17 protein-coding genes (1 of these 17 running past the window's edge) are annotated in these 16,754 nt (G+C 68.1%); 7 read left to right on the top strand and 10 right to left on the bottom strand.

Annotation, left to right across the window (positions count from 1 at the left end; translation table 11 throughout):
* Window positions 1–88 carry the 3' portion of a bacterioferritin gene (gene bfr, locus LPB142_RS06895; protein ID WP_068767268.1) on the top strand. It extends 398 nt beyond the left edge of the window, so the window shows 88 of its 486 coding nt (coding positions 399–486); its start codon lies off the left edge, out of view; the stop codon is at window positions 86–88.
* A 72-nt stretch (window positions 89–160) separates the two neighbouring features.
* On the opposite strand, the gene rpsI is transcribed toward bfr, so the two are convergent.
* On the bottom strand, window positions 161–649 hold the full coding sequence (gene rpsI / locus LPB142_RS06890; RefSeq protein ID WP_068767269.1) for a 30S ribosomal protein S9: 489 nt from the start codon (window positions 647–649) through the stop codon (window positions 161–163).
* Between the two features lie 2 nt (window positions 650–651).
* Window positions 652–1,113 (bottom strand): 50S ribosomal protein L13, encoded by a 462-nt coding sequence (rplM, locus tag LPB142_RS06885; RefSeq protein WP_068767270.1) that lies wholly within the window; start codon window positions 1,111–1,113, stop codon window positions 652–654.
* Window positions 1,114–1,356: 243 nt separating this feature from the next.
* Here rplM and LPB142_RS06880 point away from each other — a divergent pair, with 243 nt between their 5' ends.
* Window positions 1,357–1,833 carry a hypothetical protein gene (locus LPB142_RS06880; protein WP_071165911.1) on the top strand — a complete coding sequence of 159 codons (477 nt, stop codon included), beginning with the start codon at window positions 1,357–1,359 and terminating at the stop codon, window positions 1,831–1,833.
* Between the two features lie 6 nt (window positions 1,834–1,839).
* Here the strand turns inward: LPB142_RS06880 and LPB142_RS06875 are convergent, their stop codons facing one another.
* Window positions 1,840–2,259, bottom strand: a complete 420-nt coding sequence (locus tag LPB142_RS06875) for a PaaI family thioesterase (protein ID WP_071165910.1) — start codon at window positions 2,257–2,259, stop codon at window positions 1,840–1,842.
* Window positions 2,260–2,312: 53 nt separating this feature from the next.
* Here LPB142_RS06875 and LPB142_RS06870 point away from each other — a divergent pair, with 53 nt between their 5' ends.
* Entirely contained in the window at window positions 2,313–3,098 is a 786-nt protein-coding gene (locus tag LPB142_RS06870; protein WP_068767273.1) for an enoyl-CoA hydratase, read from the top strand.
* A gap of 141 nt (window positions 3,099–3,239) precedes the next feature.
* On the opposite strand, the gene LPB142_RS06865 is transcribed toward LPB142_RS06870, so the two are convergent.
* On the bottom strand, window positions 3,240–3,983 hold the full coding sequence (locus LPB142_RS06865) for a cytochrome c biogenesis CcdA family protein (protein ID WP_068767274.1): 744 nt from the start codon (window positions 3,981–3,983) through the stop codon (window positions 3,240–3,242).
* Between the two features lie 91 nt (window positions 3,984–4,074).
* On the opposite strand from LPB142_RS06865, the gene LPB142_RS06860 reads away from it, so the two are divergent.
* Entirely contained in the window at window positions 4,075–4,302 is a 228-nt protein-coding gene (locus LPB142_RS06860) for a sulfurtransferase TusA family protein (protein WP_068767275.1), read from the top strand.
* A gap of 103 nt (window positions 4,303–4,405) precedes the next feature.
* On the opposite strand, the gene LPB142_RS06855 is transcribed toward LPB142_RS06860, so the two are convergent.
* The 6 genes from LPB142_RS06855 to purC form a co-directional block, all read right to left on the bottom strand.
* On the bottom strand, window positions 4,406–7,180 hold the full coding sequence (locus tag LPB142_RS06855; RefSeq protein WP_071165909.1) for an Rne/Rng family ribonuclease: 2,775 nt from the start codon (window positions 7,178–7,180) through the stop codon (window positions 4,406–4,408).
* A 586-nt stretch (window positions 7,181–7,766) separates the two neighbouring features.
* Window positions 7,767–9,098 (bottom strand): sigma-54-dependent transcriptional regulator, encoded by a 1,332-nt coding sequence (locus LPB142_RS06850; RefSeq protein WP_068767277.1) that lies wholly within the window; start codon window positions 9,096–9,098, stop codon window positions 7,767–7,769.
* Window positions 9,099–9,101: 3 nt separating this feature from the next.
* Window positions 9,102–10,898: a sensor histidine kinase gene (locus tag LPB142_RS06845; RefSeq protein ID WP_071165908.1), complete on the bottom strand. Its 1,797-nt coding sequence runs from the start codon at window positions 10,896–10,898 to the stop codon at window positions 9,102–9,104.
* Window positions 10,899–10,943: 45 nt separating this feature from the next.
* Window positions 10,944–11,612 carry a phosphoribosylformylglycinamidine synthase subunit PurQ gene (gene purQ / locus LPB142_RS06840; protein WP_068767279.1) on the bottom strand — a complete coding sequence of 223 codons (669 nt, stop codon included), beginning with the start codon at window positions 11,610–11,612 and terminating at the stop codon, window positions 10,944–10,946.
* A gap of 83 nt (window positions 11,613–11,695) precedes the next feature.
* The gene (gene purS / locus LPB142_RS06835) at window positions 11,696–11,935 is read right to left on the bottom strand and encodes a phosphoribosylformylglycinamidine synthase subunit PurS (protein WP_068767280.1); all 240 of its coding nucleotides are present in this window, start codon (window positions 11,933–11,935) and stop codon (window positions 11,696–11,698) included.
* A gap of 25 nt (window positions 11,936–11,960) precedes the next feature.
* Complete coding sequence (purC, locus tag LPB142_RS06830; RefSeq protein WP_068767281.1) at window positions 11,961–12,722, bottom strand: phosphoribosylaminoimidazolesuccinocarboxamide synthase; 762 nt, start codon at window positions 12,720–12,722, stop codon at window positions 11,961–11,963.
* 211 nt (window positions 12,723–12,933) lie between these two features.
* On the opposite strand from purC, the gene LPB142_RS06825 reads away from it, so the two are divergent.
* The 3 genes from LPB142_RS06825 (at window position 12,934) to bmt (ending at window position 16,672) form a co-directional block, all read left to right on the top strand.
* Complete coding sequence (locus LPB142_RS06825; RefSeq protein ID WP_068767282.1) at window positions 12,934–13,236, top strand: DUF1476 domain-containing protein; 303 nt, start codon at window positions 12,934–12,936, stop codon at window positions 13,234–13,236.
* Window positions 13,237–13,389: 153 nt separating this feature from the next.
* Window positions 13,390–15,555 carry a phosphatidylglycerol lysyltransferase domain-containing protein gene (locus LPB142_RS06820; protein WP_156506912.1) on the top strand — a complete coding sequence of 722 codons (2,166 nt, stop codon included), beginning with the start codon at window positions 13,390–13,392 and terminating at the stop codon, window positions 15,553–15,555.
* 106 nt (window positions 15,556–15,661) lie between these two features.
* Window positions 15,662–16,672: a betaine--homocysteine S-methyltransferase gene (gene bmt / locus LPB142_RS06815; RefSeq protein WP_071165907.1), complete on the top strand. Its 1,011-nt coding sequence runs from the start codon at window positions 15,662–15,664 to the stop codon at window positions 16,670–16,672.
* Window positions 16,673–16,754 lie beyond the last annotated feature (82 nt).

Below are 16,754 nucleotides of genomic sequence, written 5' to 3'. Positions count from 1 at the left end.
CCTCGAGACCCAGATCGATCTGCACGACCGGATGGGTGCCGAGCGCTACAATGAGCTCAACGCCTCCCCGATCGACGAGGCGGCCTGAGCGCCCTGCCCCTCCCCGAAAGCAAAAGGGCCGCCCAACCGGGCGGCCCTTTCGTATAGCCAAAGGCTGAAATCAGCGCTTCGAGAACTGGAACGAACGGCGGGCTTTGGCCTTGCCGTATTTCTTCCGTTCGACGACGCGCGAGTCACGGGTCAGGAAGCCCGCGGCCTTGAGCGGCGCGCGCAGCGACGGCTCGTGCAGTTGCAGCGCTTTCGAGATGCCGTGCTTGACCGCACCGGCCTGGCCCGAGAGGCCGCCGCCGGTCACGGTGGCGTAGACGTCATATTGGCCTTCGACACCAGCGATCTGGAACGGCTGGTTCACGATCAGCTGGAGCACGGGGCGCGCGAAGTAAACCGGCATTTCCTTGCCGTTCACAACGATCTTGCCCGAGCCGGGCTTGACCCAGACGCGGGCGACCGCGTCTTTACGCTTGCCGGTGGCATAGGAGCGGTTGAGCGCGTCGCGCACCGGCTCACGGGGGCCAGCGGCCACGGCGACGGCGGCTTCGGCGCCCGAAACGACCGACTTCAGATCATCGAGGGATTTGATATCGGACATGATTAGCTCCGGGTGTTTTTCTTGTTCAGGACTTTGACGTCGAGAACTTCGGGCTGTTGGGCCTCATGCGGGTGCTCGGCACCGGCATAGACGCGCAGGTTCGACATCTGCTGACGGCCAAGACGGTTGCGCGAGATCATCCGCTCGACGGCCTTGATCACGACGCGCTCCGGATGGGCGCCTTCGAGAACCTGACGCGCGGTGCGGAACTTGATCCCGCCCGGGTGGTTCGTGTGCCAGTAGTAGCGCTTGTCTTCACGCTTCGTGCCGGTCATCTGCACCTTGTCGGCGTTGATGATGATCACGTTGTCGCCCATGTCCATATGGGGGGTGAAGGTCGGCTTGTGCTTGCCACGCAGACGCATGGCAACGATCGTGGCGAGGCGGCCCAGAACGACGCCCTCGGCGTCAATCAGGATCCACTTCTTCTCGATCTCCGCAGGTTTCGCGGTATAGGTTTTCATTGTCGATCGCCCTTTGAAGGGTTGTGGAATTCGGATGCCGGCTTTTGGGCGATTTCCGCACGCATTTCAAGCGCGAATATCGGAAAGTTTCAAAGCAAAAACAATGCCTTGCAAAATCGGTATCATAATACCCCAATCAATTCGTGAGATTCGCGCCAACTCCCCGCCACCGCCGCCGCGTCAGAGCGCCCCGCGCCGCGCGTAAGTTCCTCACCAGACCGCCCGCTCGAGAAGGAAGACCCGATGAAAGCCCAAGCCCTCGCCGCCGCCGCCCTGATCGCGCTTGGCGCCTGCACGCTCCCCGGCGCACAGGACAGCGCGCCGACCCAACCTGCCTTCAAGACCGAGAGCTTCGCCGCGCGGGTGAGCGGCTACCGCAATGTGACGGTGGCCACGAAAGGCCCCGCGGGCGCGGTCGCCGGGGCGCGCTGCACGCTCTCGAGCGACGATCTGACCTACCCCGAGATCGTGACACCGGCAAAGATCGCGCTGCCGAAGGTGAAGGGCAAACCCGCGCCGCTTTTCGTACGCTGCACGGCCCCCGGGTTCACCGCGGCCGAGCGCTATGATGCCGCGGTCGATGGCCGCGCGCCGCTTTTGCCGACGCCGGTCGGGCTCGTGGTGGCCGGGGTGGGCTATGCCGCCGCCGAAGCCTCGGACCGCTGGATCCATTACGCCCGGCGCGGCAAGCTCACCGTCGATCTCAAACCCGCGCCCTGAGCCGGCTCATTTCGGCGGGATCGAATAGGTCATCGAGGCGCGCGCCACCGGCGCCGCCCCGCCCTCGGAGAAGATCAGACACTCGCCCACCGCGAGCACCCGCCCGAGCTTGAGGATCCGCACCCGCGCGATCAGATCGCGCCCGGCCTCGGGCTTGCGCAGGAAATCGACGCTCGCCGAGGTGGTCACCGCGAGCGCCACCGGCCCGATCTTCGCGAGAATCGCGAGATAGATGCCGACATCGGCCAGCGCGAACATCGAGGGCCCCGAGACCGTGCCGCCCGGGCGCAGATGCCCCTCGCCCACCCGCAGCCGCACCACAAGCTCGCCCTCGTCGAGGCTCTCGATCGCGAATTGCCCGCCCACTTGCGGAAATTCGCGCGCCAAAAACGCCTCGAGGGACGCCGCGTCCATCAGATTTTTCATCCTTGCTCTCCTTTCTCCCGCCCCTAGACTTCCGTCAACAGGGAGGAAATGCAATGTCACAACTCGTCGAATACGAGCGCCGCGGCGCGGTCGCGCATCTGACGCTGAATGCGCCGGGCTCGCTCAATGCGCTCTCGGATGCGATGCTCGCGGCGCTGAAAGGGCGGCTCGAGGCGCTGGCCGAAGAGAGCGCGGTGAAGGCCGTGGTGCTGAAAGGCGCGGGCAAGGCCTTCTGCGCGGGCCATGATCTCAAGGAGATGCAGGCCGCGCGCACGGCGGAGGATGGCGGCGCGGGCTATTTCGCCGATCTCTTCGCGCGCTGCTCGGAGGTGATGCAGCTGATCCCCGCGCTGCCGCAGCCGGTGATCGCCGAAGTCCATGGCATCGCCACCGCGGCGGGGTGCCAACTGGTGGCGAGCTGCGACATGGCGGTGGCGGCGGAGGGCACGCGCTTTGGCGTGAACGGGGTGAATATCGGGCTCTTCTGCTCGACGCCGATGGTGGCGCTCACCCGCAATGTGCCGCGCAAGGTGGCTTTCGAGATGCTCACCACCGGCGAATTCATCGAGGCGGCCCGCGCGCGCGAAGTGGGGCTGGTGAACCGCGTGGTGCCGGCAGCCGAGCTCTCCGCCGAAGCCGCCCGGCTCGCCGAGACGGTCGCGGCGAAACTCTCGGTCGCGGTCAAGATCGGCAAGCGCGCCTTTTACGAGCAACTGCCCCTGACCCTCGCCGAGGCCTATGACCATACCGCCGCGGTGATGGTCGAGAACATGCTCCACCGCGACACGAACGAGGGGATCTGCGCCTTCATCGAAAAGCGCAAACCCGACTGGGCCTAAGGACGGAGAGCCCCGGGGCGCTGCCCCGGACCCCGGGATATTTGGACATCATTGAAGGCAGGACGCCTCTCCCTTCAACGATGCGGAAATATCCCCGGGGTGAGGCCCGCCAGGGCCGAGGGGGCGGCGCCCCCTGCCCGCTCAGCCAAGCTGGGCGAGGCCGGGGAAGGTCTCGAGCAGCCAGAAGCTGATCGCCGAGAACGCGTTGGTGACGAGGAGCAGCCCCACAAGCAGCAAGAGCGCGCCCATTGCCTTCTCGATCAGCCCCATATGACGCTTGAGCCGGTTCATCACGCCGATCGCGCGCTGGATGAAAAGCGCGGCGAGCAGGAACGGGATCCCGAGGCCGAGCGCATAGACCGCGAGCAGCCCGGTGCCGCGCGCCATATCGCCCCCCGAGGCCGCGATCGAGAGAATCGCGCCGAGCTGCGGGCCGATGCAGGGCGTCCAGCCAAAGGCAAAGGCGAGGCCCAGCACATAGGCGCCCAGCGAGGAGCCGCCCTGATCCCCCGCATCGAGCCGCGCCTCGCGGTCGAGCAGCGGGATCCGGAAGAGACCGAGGAAATGCAGGCCGAGCACGATGATCACCGCGCCCGAGATCCGCCCGAAGAGCTCCTGATTGCTCAGGAAGAACCGTCCGAAGGCCGAGGCGGCAAAGCCCATGAACAGAAAGACCGTCGAGAGCCCGAGCACGAAGAAAAGCGCCGGCACCACCGCCGAGCGCCGCCCCTCGCGCAGCTCGCCCATGCTCACCCCGCCCATATAGGCCAGATAGGGCGGCACGATCGGCAGCACGCAGGGGCTGAGGAAGGACAAAAGCCCCGCCACCAGCGCGACCAGCGCGGCAGGCAGGAAGGCGGCATCGATGAGATCAATTCCAAACATGCCCCCTCCTAGCATCCCGCGCGCGCGCCGTCACCGGGGCGCCGGTCACATCCGCGTGGACAAATCCGCGCGCCACCGCTAGGCCGGGGGCATGGAGATCGCCGCTCATATCGATGCGCAGGGGCTTTTGTGCCCGCTACCGGTCCTGCGCCTGCGCAAGGTGCTCGAGGGGCTGCCCCCCGGCGCGGTGGTCGAACTCGTGGCGACCGACGGCGCAAGCTGGATCGACGTGCCGCATTTTTGCGCACAAGCCGGGCACCGGCTGCTCTCGGCCGAAGATGAGGGGCGCCTCAAGCGCTACCGCGTCGCCCGGGGCTGAACGCCCCCCCTTCAACGATGCCCGAAATATCCCGGGGTCCGGGGCGGCGCCCCGGGGTGCCCAAATGAAAACCGCCGGGCACAAGGCCCGGCGGGTTCAACTCTCAGCGCGACCACCAACCGGTGCGCTTGGGCTTCGGCGGGCCATCCTCGCCCACCGGCTCCGGCGCGGGTTGCGGCGCGGGCTCGGCAACCGGCTCGGCGACAGGCTCGGCCACAGGCTCGGGGGCCACCTCGCTCACCGGCGCGGGCGCGACCTCAGGCTCGGGCGCAGGCGCCGCTTCCACAACCGGCTCCGCCGCAGGCAGATCCGCAGGCGCGGCCGCATCCGCCTCGGCCTTCTTGCGCGAGCGGCTCGGCTTCTTCACCGGCGCCTCGCCCTCGACCGCCTCGGCGGGCGCGGCTTTCTTGCGCGAACGGCTCGGCTTCTTCACCGGCTCCTCGCCCTCGGCCGCCGCAACCGGCGCCTCGGCGCCCTCCGCGGGTTCGGCCTTCTTGCGCGAGCGCGAGCGCGTGGGTTTCTTCGGCGCAGGCGCCTCTTCCGGGGCCGCCTCGGCCGCGGGTTCCGCCGCCGCCGCGCCCTCATCCGGGCTCATCGCCGCAAGCTCGGCCGCCGCCGCCGCGCGCGCCGCATCCTCGGCCGCCTCGTCGTCATCGCCCTCACCCTCGGCGCCCTCGTCCGCACCGTCCTCGTCGTCCGACGCCTCCTCGGCGCCCTCGGCATCGAGCGCCCCCGGGCCTTTCTTCTTGCGACGCCGCCGACGACGCTTCTTCTTCGGCTGCTCATCGCCCGAAGCCGCCGCCTCAGCCACCGCCTCGACCGCCTCGGCGACCTCTTCGGCCTCCGCCTCCTCGACGATCTCCTCCTCCTCGAGCAGATCCGCCTCGTCGATCTCCGCCATCAGCTCGGCCGTGGCATGCACCGCCGCCGACATCGGATCGGGCACGATCCGGGTCGCGGTCTTGAACTTCTCGATCGAGAAATCCGGGCTCACGAGGCTCGGATCGGCCTCGAGCCGCACCGACATGCCATAGCGCGCCTCGATCGAGGCGATATGCTCGCGCTTGGCGTTCATCAGATAGTTCGCAACCGCCACGGGGCAGCGCACCAGAACCTCGCGGCTGCGCTTGCGCGTGCCCTCTTCCTCGATCGCGCGCAGCACCTGCAGCGCGAGGCTGTCGTCGGAGCGGATCAGCCCGGTGCCATGGCAATGCGGGCAGGGCTGGGTGGTGCTCTCGAGCATCCCCGGACGCAGCCGCTGACGGCTCATTTCCAACAGACCGAAGCCCGAGATCCGCCCGACCTGGATCCGCGCACGGTCGGTCTTGAGCTTCTCTTTCAGGCGTTTCTCGACGGCGGAGTTGTTCTTGCGCTCCTCCATGTCGATGAAGTCGATCACGATCAGCCCGGCGAGGTCGCGCAGCCGCAGCTGACGCGCCACCTCATCGGCGGCCTCGAGGTTGGTCTTGAGCGCGGTTTCCTCGATCGAGCCCTCTTTCGTGGCCCGGCCCGAGTTCACGTCGATCGCGACCAGCGCCTCGGTCACCCCGATGACGATATAGCCGCCCGATTTGAGCTGCACGACCGGGTTGAACATCGAGGAGAGATAGCTCTCGACCTGATAGCGCGCGAAGAGCGGCAGTTGTTCCTGATAATGCACGACCTGCTTGGCATGGGTCGGCATGATCATCTTCATGAAATCCTTGGCGACGCGGTAGCCGCGATCGCCCTCGACCAGAACCTCGTCGATCTCCTTGGAGTAGAGGTCGCGGATCGAGCGCTTGATCAGATCGCCCTCTTCATAGATCGGCGCGGGAGCGATCGATTTGAGCGTGAGCTCGCGGATCTGCTCCCACAGCCGCATCAGATATTCATAATCGCGGCGGATCTCGGTCTTGGTGCGCTGCGCGCCCGCGGTGCGGATGATCAGCCCGGCGCCCTGCGGCACCTCCATCTCGCCCGCGATCTCCTTGAGCTTCTTGCGGTCGGCGGCGTTGGTGATCTTGCGCGAGATGCCGCCGCCCCGGGCGGTGTTCGGCATCAAGACGCAGTACCGGCCGGCGAGCGAGAGATAGGTGGTCAGCGCCGCGCCCTTGTTGCCACGCTCTTCCTTGACGACCTGCACCAGCATGATCTGGCGCACCTTGATCACTTCCTGGATCTTGTAGCGGCGCGCGCGCGGCTTGCGGGGCGCGCGGATCTCTTCCTGCACGTCCTCGTCGGCGACCGATTCGATCTCGTCATCGACCGGGTGGTCGTGGTGGTCGTGATCGTGCTCGGCCTCCTCGGCCTCGCCCTCGGCTTCCGCCGCGAGCTCCTCGGCGCCGGCCTGCGCGGCCTCGGCCATCTCTTCGGCCACGGCCTCGGTGGCGACCGCCTCGGCGATCACCTCGGCCACCGCCTCGATATCGTCGCCCGGCTCATCGGCCTCGAGATCGACCACGGCCATGCCGGGGATCTCCTCGGAGCGGATCACCGCATCCTCTTGCTGCGCCTTCTCGGCGCGCGCGTCCCCGCCCTTGCCACCGCGCGAACGCGAGCGCGACCGGCGCGAGCGCGACCGGCTCTCCTCGGCCTCCTCGGCCTCCGCCGCGAGCCGCTCTTCCTCGAGCAGCGCCTGACGGTCGGCCACCGGGATCTGGTAATAATCCGGGTGGATCTCGGCGAAAGCCAGGAACCCGTGGCGGTTGCCACCGTAATCGACAAAAGCGGCCTGGAGCGAAGGCTCCACCCGCGTCACTTTTGCCAGATAGATGTTCCCGGCGAGCTGCCGTTTGTTGATGGTCTCAAAGTCGAACTCTTCGACCTTGTTGCCGTCCACCACCACAACGCGGGTTTCCTCCGCGTGGGTGGCATCGATAAGCATTTTCTTTGCCATTAATCCATGTTCCCCATGCCGATCGGCGCCTTCCCCTCTCGGGCAAGACGCGCGCGACATGGTTTTTCGTTGAGGCGGGCGCCTCGGGAGACATGCCGGGGGAGCCGGCGAAACCGCCGCTCCTCCTCACCTGACTTGCCTCTCCACGCGCCATCGCGGTTCGTCCCAAGCGCCGGAATATCCGGCGCCCATCTGAAAACCTGAGACTTTTCAAAGCCTTCAGGCATAACTACGGCCTTCCGGCCAATCGGATGACCCAGACCTGCCCCGCCATCGCGAGGCAACAAAGTCCGGAAATCAGCGAATTCCGTGGGCGCGCTGCGGGGATTTGACCGCAGGCCGCCGACATCAGAGCAACAATAGCAACGCCGCCCCGGCAAAGACAATCGCTTTTTCGTCAGGATTTGGTTAACGCGCCCGATCCCCTGGCCCGGCCGCGCAGGGGGCGCCGCCCCCTCTGCCTTCGGCATTCACCCCCGGGATATTTGGACATCGTTGAAAAGCAGCCCCCGCCCTCCCCTTCAACGATGCGGAAATATCCTGGGGGGAGGCGAAGCCGGGGGGCAGCGCCCCCCTCGCCGGCCGATCAGATATAATCCGACCGGCTCAGGCCGTATTTCGCCATCTTCTCGTTGAGGGTGCGGCGCGGCAGGCAAAGCTCTTCCATCACCGCCGAGATCGAGCCCTTGTGGCGCTTCATCGTATTGTCGATCAGCATCTTCTCGAAGCTCTCGACATATTCCTTCAGCGGCTTGCCCTCGGTGGTCATCGCCGGGCCCGCGTCTTCGCTTTCGGCCATCAAGAGCGAGGTGATCGAGCCCGAGCCGCGGCGGTTTTGCAAGACCGCGCGTTCGGCGACGTTGATCAGCTGGCGCACATTGCCGGGCCAGGGCGCCTGCAGCAGCTGGGCGGCCTCCTGCGCGGCGATCTCGGGCGCCTCGCAGCCATATTCCTCGGCGAATTGCTCCGACATCCGGGTGAAGAGCGTCAGGATATCCTCGCCGCGCGCGCGCAAGGGCGGCAGGGTGATCTTCAGCGCCGCGAGCCGGAAGAAGAGATCGGGGCGCAGCGCGTCTTCGAGGGTGCGGCCCTCGCCATGGGCGTTGCAGATCGCGATGATCCGGGTTTCGGCCGGAGTGCCCTGATCGTTGATGAACTGCAAGAGCCGCGCCTGCAGCGCCGAGGACAGCGCCTCGACATCCTCGAGCACCAGCGTGCCGCCGCGCGCCTCCTCGACGAGCGGCAGCGAGCCGCCCTCCTCGACCGGCCCGAAGAGCCGCGCCGCGAGCGCCTCGTCGGTGAAGGCCGCGCAGCTCACCACCACGAATTTCTTGCCCGCCCGCGGCCCGGTGGCATGGAGCGCATGCGCCACCAGCGTCTTGCCGGTGCCGGTTTCGCCGTCGATCAGCACATGGCCGTCGGCCTGGCCGAGATCGAGAATATCCTCGCGCAGCCGCTCCATCGGCGCCGAGGTGCCGATCAGCTTGCCCATCACCTGCTCGCCCTCGGCAAGGTCGCGGCGCAGCGCGCGGCTGTCGAGCGTCATCCGCCGCGCTTGCGTCGCGCGTTTGGCCAGCTCGGTCATCCGGTCCGGGTCGAACGGCTTTTCCATGAAATCCATCGCGCCGAGGCGCATCGCCTCGACCGCCATCGGCACATCGCCATGGCCGGTGATCATGATCACCGGCAGCCCGCTGTCGATCCCCATCAGCCGCTTGAGAAAGGCCATCCCGTCCATCCCCGGCATCCGGATATCGGAGATCACCACGCCCGGCCAATCCGCGCCGATCACCTTCAGCGCCTCCTCGGCGCTCGGATAGGTCTCGGTGTCAAAGCCCGAGAGCGCAAGCCATTGGCTCACCGACTGGCGCATATCCTCTTCGTCATCGACGATCGCCACTTTCATCATCCGGCTCATCGCTTACTCCGCTGCTCTGCCGCTTGGCGCGGCCTTGTTGCCTTGCTCCGACATCAGCGGCAGCTGCATCTCGAAGACCGCCCCGCCTGCTTCGGCATTATGCGCGGTCAGCCGACCGCCCAGATCGCTCACGATCGAGGAGGAGATCGCGAGGCCCAGGCCCGTCCCCTCCCCCGGTTTCTTGGTGGTCCAGAACGGCTCGAAGAGCTTCTCGAGATCGGTGATCCCGGGGCCGTTGTCGCGCACCGCGAGCACCGCCGTCTCGCCCTGCGCCAGAATCAGCTCGATCTGCGGATCGGCCACGCCCTTGGTCGCGTCGAGCGCGTTGCGCAACAGGTTGATGATCACCTGCTCGAGGCGGATCCGGTCGGCCATCACCATCACCGGCTCGCGCGTCATCGCGCGGGTGATGCGCACCGTGCGCGCCTTGAGCTGCGGCTCCATCATGGCGAGCGCCGAGCTCACCGCGGCGCGCAGATCGACCGGCTCGAACGCCTCGCCGCCCTTGCGCGCATAGCTCTTGAGCTGGCGGGTGATCGCGCCCATCCGCTCGATCAGATCGTCGATGCGCTGGAAGGAGGACAGCGCCTCCTCGGGCCGGGCGCGCTGCAACAAGAGCCGCGCGCCGGCGAGATAGGTCTTCATCGCCGCGAGCGGCTGGTTCAGCTCATGGCTGACCGCCGCCGACATCTCGCCCAGCGCGGCGAGCTTCGAGCTCTGCGCGAGCGTCTGCTCGGCCACCGCGAGATCCTTCTGCACCCGTTCGCGCTCGGCGATCTCGCGGGTGAGCCGCGCGTTGAGCGCGCGCAGCTCGGCCGATTCGCGCCGGTAGAGCGCCGATTGCACCCGCGCGCGCCGCGAGAGCACATAAAACGCCGCCGCCAGCAGGATCGCAAAACCCATGATCTCGAGCGCGAGCACGGCGTTCACCTTCTCGCGCACCGAATCATAGCTCGTGAAGGCGATCATCCGCCAGCCGCGGAACGGGATCCGCGTCTCGGTGCGCATCACCGCCTGCCCCTTGAGATAGGCGTCGGGCGGGTCATTGGCCCAATCGGCCGTGGCCTGCAGCGCGCGCTGGATCGCGGTCGGCGCGTCGCGCGCGGCCAAAGCCTCCGCCATCGTCAGCCCGCGCCATTTCGGCTCGGTGGTCAGAATGATCCGCCCCTCGCTGTCGGTCACCGCCACCGCATCCGAGATCCCCGCCCAGGCGCGCTCGAATTTCGACAGCTCCGCCTCGACGACGATCACCCCCATCACCCGTCCGTCAACCACCACCGCGCGGGAATAGTTGAACTCCGTCCCGGCGCTCTCGCGCGGGGTGGCGGTGAAGATCGTCTCGCGCGAGCGCTGCGCCTCGACGAAATAGGGCGCGGTGGCGTAGGAGGTGCCGATCAGATTGCGGTTGGTGGCCGCCACCGTCCGCCCGGTCATGTCGAGAAGCCGGATCGAAGCCGCGGCGATATCTTCCTTGGCGGTGATCAGCGTCGCCGAGGTCTTCGAGAAATCCCCGCTGTCGAGCGCATTGGCAAGCTGCGGGTCGCGCACCAGCAACAGAGGCACCACCGAGGTGCGCTGCAACTCGGACATGATATTGCCCGAGTAGAGCGCCAGCCGCAGCTCGGTGCGCACCCGGGTGGTTTCGGAAAACCGGTCGGAGAGCCAGGCGTTCGTGCCCCAGAACGCCGCGAGCCCGAGCCCGAAGATCAGCGCCACCGCGATCCGCGTGATCAGCCGCCCGCGACGGCGGGCGGGCTCGCTTCGGGAGCCGGAATCGGGGGGGCGCACAGGCTGTCGCATGGCGGGAATTTAGGCGCCCGCCCCCGCCCCGGCAAGCGCCGAGGGTCAGGCCGTGGCCAGAACCCCGTTCAACGCGCGGAAAAGCGCCGCCCCGTCGGCGCCGCCCTGCACGCCCTCGACCACCCGCTCGGGGTGCGGCATCATGCCGAGCACCCGCCGATTGGCCGACAACACGCCCGCGATATCATCGACCGAGCCATTCGGGTTCTCGGCATAGCGGAACGCCACCCGGTCCTCCGCCAAAAGCGCCTTCAGCCCCTCGGCGTCGATCGTGTAATTGCCGTCATGATGCGCCACCGGCACCACGATCTCCGCCTCGCGGCCATAGCCCGCGGTGAAGGCGCTGTCCTCGGTCGCCACCTTCAGCGTGACCGGCCGGCACACGAACTTGAGCGAGGCATTGCGCATCAGCGCCCCCGGCAGAAGCCCCATCTCGGTCAGCACCTGAAAGCCGTTGCAAATGCCGAGCACATAGCCGCCCTTGGCCGCAAATTCCGCCACCGCCTGCCCGATCGGCGAACGCGAGGCGATCGCACCGCAACGCAGGTAATCGCCATAGGAAAACCCGCCCGGCACACCGATCACATCGACCCCGGCCGGCAGCGCGGTATCCTTGTGCCAGACCCGCACCACCTCGGCGCCCGCCTTGGCAAAGGCATCGGCAAGGTCACGGTCGCAATTCGACCCGGGGAAAGTGATGATCGCGGCTTTCATCGCATGCGCTCCTGCTTCATCTTGCCAAAAATATCCCGGGGGTCCGGGGGCGGCGCCCCCGGGCTCTGCCCCGGGCGACCCCCTCAGGCGATCTCGATCGTGTATTTCTCGATCACGGTATTGGCGAGCAGCTTCTCGCACATCTGCTTGACCTCGGCCTCGGCCGCGGCAGCATCGGTCGCGGCCAGATCGAGCTCGATCACCTTGCCCATCCGCACGCCGCCCACCCCGGCAAAGCCGAGATGCCCGAGCGCGTGACGCACCGCCTCGCCCTGCGGGTCGAGAACCCCATCCTTCAGCATCACATGAACGCGCGCTTTCATCGCAAAGGTCCTTTCGTCGATCGTGTCAGTTGATCAGCGTGGGCTTGATCGGTTCAGGGTTGGTGGGCATGACACCCAGACGCTTGGCCACCTCGGTATAGGCATCGGTCAGCGAGCCCAGATCGCGGCGGAACACGTCCTTGTCGAGATGCGCCCCGGTCTTCACATCCCACAGCCGGCAGCTGTCGGGCGAGATCTCGTCGGCGACGATCAGGCGCATGTAATCGCCGTCCCAGACCCGGCCGATCTCGATCTTGAAATCGACGAGCTTGATGCCGACGCCATAGAAGATCCCCGAGAGGAAATCGTTCACCCGCAGCGCGAGGCTGACGATATCGTCGAGATCTTGCTGATTGGCCCAGCCGAAGGCGATGATATATTCCTCGGGCACGAGCGGGTCGCCGAGCGCATCGTTCTTGTAGCTGTATTCCACGATCGGGCGCGGCAGCGCGGTGCCTTCCTCGAGCCCGAGACGCTTCGAGATCGAGCCGGCGGCGAAATTGCGCACGATCACCTCGAGCGGCACGATCTCGACCTGACGGATCAGCTGCTCACGCATGTTCAGCCGGCGGATGAAATGGTTCGGGATGCCGACATTGGTCAGCCCCTGCATGAAGAACTCGCTCAGGCGGTTGTTGAGAACCCCCTTGCCCTCGATCGTCGCCTTCTTCTGGGCGTTGAACGCGGTCGCGTCATCCTTGAAATACTGCACAAGCGTCCCCGGCTCCGGGCCTTCATAGAGGATCTTCGCCTTGCCTTCGTAAATCTTCTTGCGACGCGGTGCCATGGGCTCTCCGTTCCGATCTGGCCTGCGGGCTTGCCGCGCGGGCTCGTGGGCGGGCCGAAGGCCCTTTGGGCCCCTATAGGACAAGGCCGCGCGCCCCGCAAGACAAAGGGCCGCGGGCGCGCAAGTTAAACTTCCGTGAATGGGCCCTTGAAGCCGCGCCGTTCCGGCTGCATATGTTAAATACGGAATACCTTGTAACGAGGGGGGAAAAATGACCACGTTCGACGATCGCGAACATGCCTATGAGAACAAGTTCGCCCACGACGCGAACACCCAATTCAAGGCCGAGGCCCGCTGCAACAAGCTGCTGGCCAAATGGGCCGGCGCCCTTCTCGAAAAGGATGTCGAAGCCTATGCCGCGGAGCTGATCGCGGCCGATTTCGAGGAGGCGGGGCGCGAAGACGTCCTGCGCAAGCTCGTCGCAGATCTCGCCGGCAAAGCCGATGAAGCGACGATCCGGGCCAAAATGGCCGAATGCATGGCGGAAGCCAAGCGCCAGCTCGAACTCGGCTGAGCGCACCGCCCGGCCCGAAAAGACCCCCGCAACCCCGGTTGTGGGGGTTTTCATTTACCCAGATCACAGTCTTCCCCGCCCCGCGGGCGGCTGTAAACCGGATGTGAACGCATCTCCTCTAAACCGGGCCGCGGTGGTTATGGGGAGGATGAGATGTCTCGAGGCGCAGCTTCTGCCGGGGGGGCGCGCGCAGCGGTGCGGCGGCTCTACCATCCGCAACCGCGCAGCGCGCAGGCCCGGATCGCCGCCGAGCTCAGCCTCGCGCAAGCCGCGCTGGCCGAGGCGGGCCCGCAGCTCGACCCCGATCCCACGCCCGCCGAGATCCGCGCCGCGCAAGTGAGCGCGCGCGCCGCCGCGCAGGGCGATGCGCGGCCGAGCTGGCTGCGCGTGGCCAAACGTCAGGCGATCGCGCTCGGGCTCGTGGTGCTCTTCGCGGGGCTCCTGCACAAGAAACTCGCCGCCCTCGACACCGAGGCGATTCTCACCGCCCTCGGCGCGGTCAGCCTCGGGCAATGGGCGCTGGCGGGGCTGGCCACGCTCGGCTCCTTCCTCGCGCTCGCGCAATATGATGCGCTGATCCATCGCGCGCTGGCCACCCGCGTTGCGCCCGAGCGCGCGCGCCGCGCCGGCTGGACCGCGATTGCGATCTCGCAGACGGTGGGCTTCGGGCTCGTCTCCGGGGCGCTGGTGCGCTGGCGGATGCTGCCGGGGCTGAGCCTCGTCGAGGCCTCGAAACTCGCCGCGACGGTGGCCGCGACCTTCCTCGCCGGCTGGGCGGTGCTCAGCGCCGGCGCGCTGATCGTGCTGCCCCAAGCGGTGCCCGCGCTCGCGCCCGCGCAGGTGCAGGGGCTCGCGCTCGCCGCGCTTGGCGGGCTCGGCGCGCTTGCGCTCGCGGGGCTCTGGGCGCCGGGGCTGCGGCTCGGGCGCGTCGTGCTGCGCCTACCCTCGCTGCCGGTGATGGCGAGGATCCTGTGGCTGACCGTGCTCGACACCGCTTTTGCCGCCGCCGCGCTCTGGGTGCTCTTGCCGGCGGGCGATGCGATGCCCTTCACCACCCTCTTCCCGGCCTTCCTGCTCGCGCTCGGGGCGGGGTTCGTCTCCGGCACGCCGGGCGGCGTCGGGCCGTTCGAGGTGGCGCTGCTCACGCTGCTGCCCGGCACCGAGGGGCCGTCGGTGCTCGCCGCGATCCTGGCCTGGCGGGCGGTCTATTACGGCGCCCCCGCGGCGCTCGCGATCGCGGTCGTGGCCTTCGCCCGCCCGGGCACCGACGCGCCGGCCGAGCGCCGCCTCGTCGCCCCCGCGCCGCGCCTCACACCGCGCCTGACGGCGCTGATCGTGGCCGACCGGCAGGCGGAACTCGGCCTGATGTGGCAAGGCGAACATGGCGCGCTGCTCTCGAGCGACCTGCACGGCGGCTGGATGATCGGGCGCACGCCGCAAGCGCTCGTCGGGCTGCTCGACCCGTTCGGCACGGCCGAGGCCGCCACGCTCCTGCCCGATCTGCGCCGCGCGGCGCGGGCCGAGGGGCGGATCGGCTGCCTTTACAAGATCGACGCGCGCACGGCGGTGGCGGCGCGGCGCGCGGGCTGGGTGGTGGCGCCCGTCGCGCTGGAATGTCAGATCGACCCGCGCGCCTTCTCGCTCGAGACCCCGGCGCGGGCGGGGCTGCGGCGGAAATTGCGCAAGGCCGCCAAGACCGGGCTCGTGACCGAGCTCGCCTGCGGCCCGCTGCCGCTGGCCGAGCTCGGCGCGGTGGCGGCGGCCTGGGCGCAGGCGCGCGGCGGCGAGCGCGGCTTCTCGATGGGCCGGTTCACCCCCGATTACATCGCGCATCAGGAGGTGGTGATCGCGCGCCTCGGCGGCCGGATCGTCGGCTTCGCCTCCTTCCACGCGACGCGCGCGAGCTGGGTGCTCGATCTGATGCGCCCCGCCCCCGACGCGCCCGATGGCACCATGCAGGCGCTGATCCATACCGCGATCGAGGCCGCGCGCAGCGCCGGCGTGGCGAAGTTCTCGCTCGCCGCGCTGCCGCCCGAGGCCACGCGGGTCGAGGGCCCGGGCGCGCTGATCTGGCGGCGCGCCGAGGCGCAGGCCGGGGCGACGGGGCTGCGCCAGTTCAAGATGAGCTTCGCCCCGAGCCTCGCGCCGCGCTACATCGCCGCGCCCTCGCGCGCCGCGCTCGCCCTCGCCGCGGCCGATATCGCCCGTGCGATCCACCGCCCCGCCCCGCTCGCACAGAGCCCCGCCCCGCGCGAGAGCCGCCCCACCCCGCCGCTGCGCGCGCGCTGGCGCGAACTTGCAGCGCGCTCACGATCTTGATGAAGAATACGGGTTTGCCAAAGCCGCCCGCGCGTGGCAGGAGAGGCAAAACGCGCCCCCGGCCGCGCCCGCCCGGCGCGGCCACGCCAACCGGAAAGGCCCGAGAATGACCAATACCCTGAGCCGCCTGCTTGAAACCCGCGACTGGCTGCTGGCCGATGGCGCGACGGGCACCAACCTGTTCAACATGGGGCTGAGCTCGGGCGAACCGCCGGAGCTGTGGAACGTCGATCACCCCGACCGGATCGCCACGCTCTACCGCAACGCGGTCGAGGCGGGCTCGGATCTCTTCCTGACCAATACCTTCGGCGGCAATGCCTCGCGGCTGAAACTCCACAACGCCCAGAGCCGGGTGCGCGAGCTGAACCGCCTCGGCGCCGAGATCGGCCGAGAAATCGCCGATAAGGCCGACCGCCCGGTCGCGGTCTGCGGCTCGATCGGGCCGACGGGCGATATCTTCGCGCCGATGGGCACGCTCACCCATGAGCTCGCCGTCGAGATGTTCCACGAACAGGCCGAGGGGCTGAAAGAGGGCGGCGCCGATGTGCTCTGGGTCGAGACGATCTCGGCGCCCGAGGAATTCAAGGCCGCAGCCGAGGCCGCGCGGCTCGCGGGCATGGAGTGGTGCGGCACGATGAGCTTCGACACCGCCGGGCGCACGATGATGGGCGTGACCTCGGCGCAGCTCGCGGCGCTGGTCGAGAAACTGCCGAACCCGCCGCTCGCCTTCGGCGCCAATTGCGGCGTCGGCGCGGCCGATCTGATGCGCACGATCCTCGGCTTCGTCGCCGCCGGCACCGAGCGCCCGGTGATCGCCAAGGGCAATGCCGGGATCCCGAAATATCACGACGGCCATATCCATTACGACGGCACGCCGGAGCTGATGGGCGATTATGCCTGCCTCGCGCGCGATGCGGGCGCGACGATCATCGGCGGCTGCTGCGGCACGATGCCCGCCCACCTCAAAGCGATGCGCGCCGCGTTGGAGACGCGCCCGCGCGGCCCGCGCCCCTCGCTCGAAGAAATCTCGGCCAAGCTCGGCGCCTTCTCCTCGGCCTCGGACGGCACCGATGACGAAGGCCCCGGCCGCGAGCGCCGGTCGCGCCGCCGCGGCTGACCCGACCGCCGAATTTGCGTATTTGGACCAAGAAGAAACAGTGGGCTTCTTCTTGGATCAAATACGCATATCCTGCCCCGAC

The organism is Rhodobacter xanthinilyticus, from assembly GCF_001856665.1.
GTDB lineage: Bacteria > Pseudomonadota > Alphaproteobacteria > Rhodobacterales > Rhodobacteraceae > Rhodobacter > Rhodobacter xanthinilyticus.
Note: the sequence above shows the minus strand (reverse complement) of the source record. Positions and strands in the feature narration are given on the sequence as shown.

Excerpts from the sequence above, each read along its gene's own strand:
- LPB142_RS06870 (WP_068767273.1), top strand. The coding sequence starts at position 2,313 with ATGTCACAACTCGTCGAATACGAGCGCCGCGGCGCGGTCGCGCATCTG.
- LPB142_RS06865 (WP_068767274.1), bottom strand. The coding sequence starts at position 3,983 with ATGTTTGGAATTGATCTCATCGATGCCGCCTTCCTGCCTGCCGCGCTG.
- purQ (WP_068767279.1), bottom strand. The coding sequence starts at position 11,612 with ATGAAAGCCGCGATCATCACTTTCCCCGGGTCGAATTGCGACCGTGAC.
- LPB142_RS06825 (WP_068767282.1), top strand. The coding sequence starts at position 12,934 with ATGACCACGTTCGACGATCGCGAACATGCCTATGAGAACAAGTTCGCC.
- LPB142_RS06860 (WP_068767275.1), top strand. The coding sequence starts at position 4,075 with ATGGAGATCGCCGCTCATATCGATGCGCAGGGGCTTTTGTGCCCGCTA.
- LPB142_RS06820 (WP_156506912.1), top strand. The coding sequence starts at position 13,390 with ATGTCTCGAGGCGCAGCTTCTGCCGGGGGGGCGCGCGCAGCGGTGCGG.
- purC (WP_068767281.1), bottom strand. The coding sequence starts at position 12,722 with ATGGCACCGCGTCGCAAGAAGATTTACGAAGGCAAGGCGAAGATCCTC.
- LPB142_RS06855 (WP_071165909.1), bottom strand. The coding sequence starts at position 7,180 with ATGGCAAAGAAAATGCTTATCGATGCCACCCACGCGGAGGAAACCCGC.
- LPB142_RS06850 (WP_068767277.1), bottom strand. The coding sequence starts at position 9,098 with ATGAGCCGGATGATGAAAGTGGCGATCGTCGATGACGAAGAGGATATG.
- LPB142_RS06845 (WP_071165908.1), bottom strand. The coding sequence starts at position 10,898 with ATGCGACAGCCTGTGCGCCCCCCCGATTCCGGCTCCCGAAGCGAGCCC.
- rpsI (WP_068767269.1), bottom strand. The coding sequence starts at position 649 with ATGTCCGATATCAAATCCCTCGATGATCTGAAGTCGGTCGTTTCGGGC.
- rplM (WP_068767270.1), bottom strand. The coding sequence starts at position 1,113 with ATGAAAACCTATACCGCGAAACCTGCGGAGATCGAGAAGAAGTGGATC.
- LPB142_RS06880 (WP_071165911.1), top strand. The coding sequence starts at position 1,357 with ATGAAAGCCCAAGCCCTCGCCGCCGCCGCCCTGATCGCGCTTGGCGCC.
- bmt (WP_071165907.1), top strand. The coding sequence starts at position 15,662 with ATGACCAATACCCTGAGCCGCCTGCTTGAAACCCGCGACTGGCTGCTG.
- LPB142_RS06875 (WP_071165910.1), bottom strand. The coding sequence starts at position 2,259 with ATGAAAAATCTGATGGACGCGGCGTCCCTCGAGGCGTTTTTGGCGCGC.
- purS (WP_068767280.1), bottom strand. The coding sequence starts at position 11,935 with ATGAAAGCGCGCGTTCATGTGATGCTGAAGGATGGGGTTCTCGACCCG.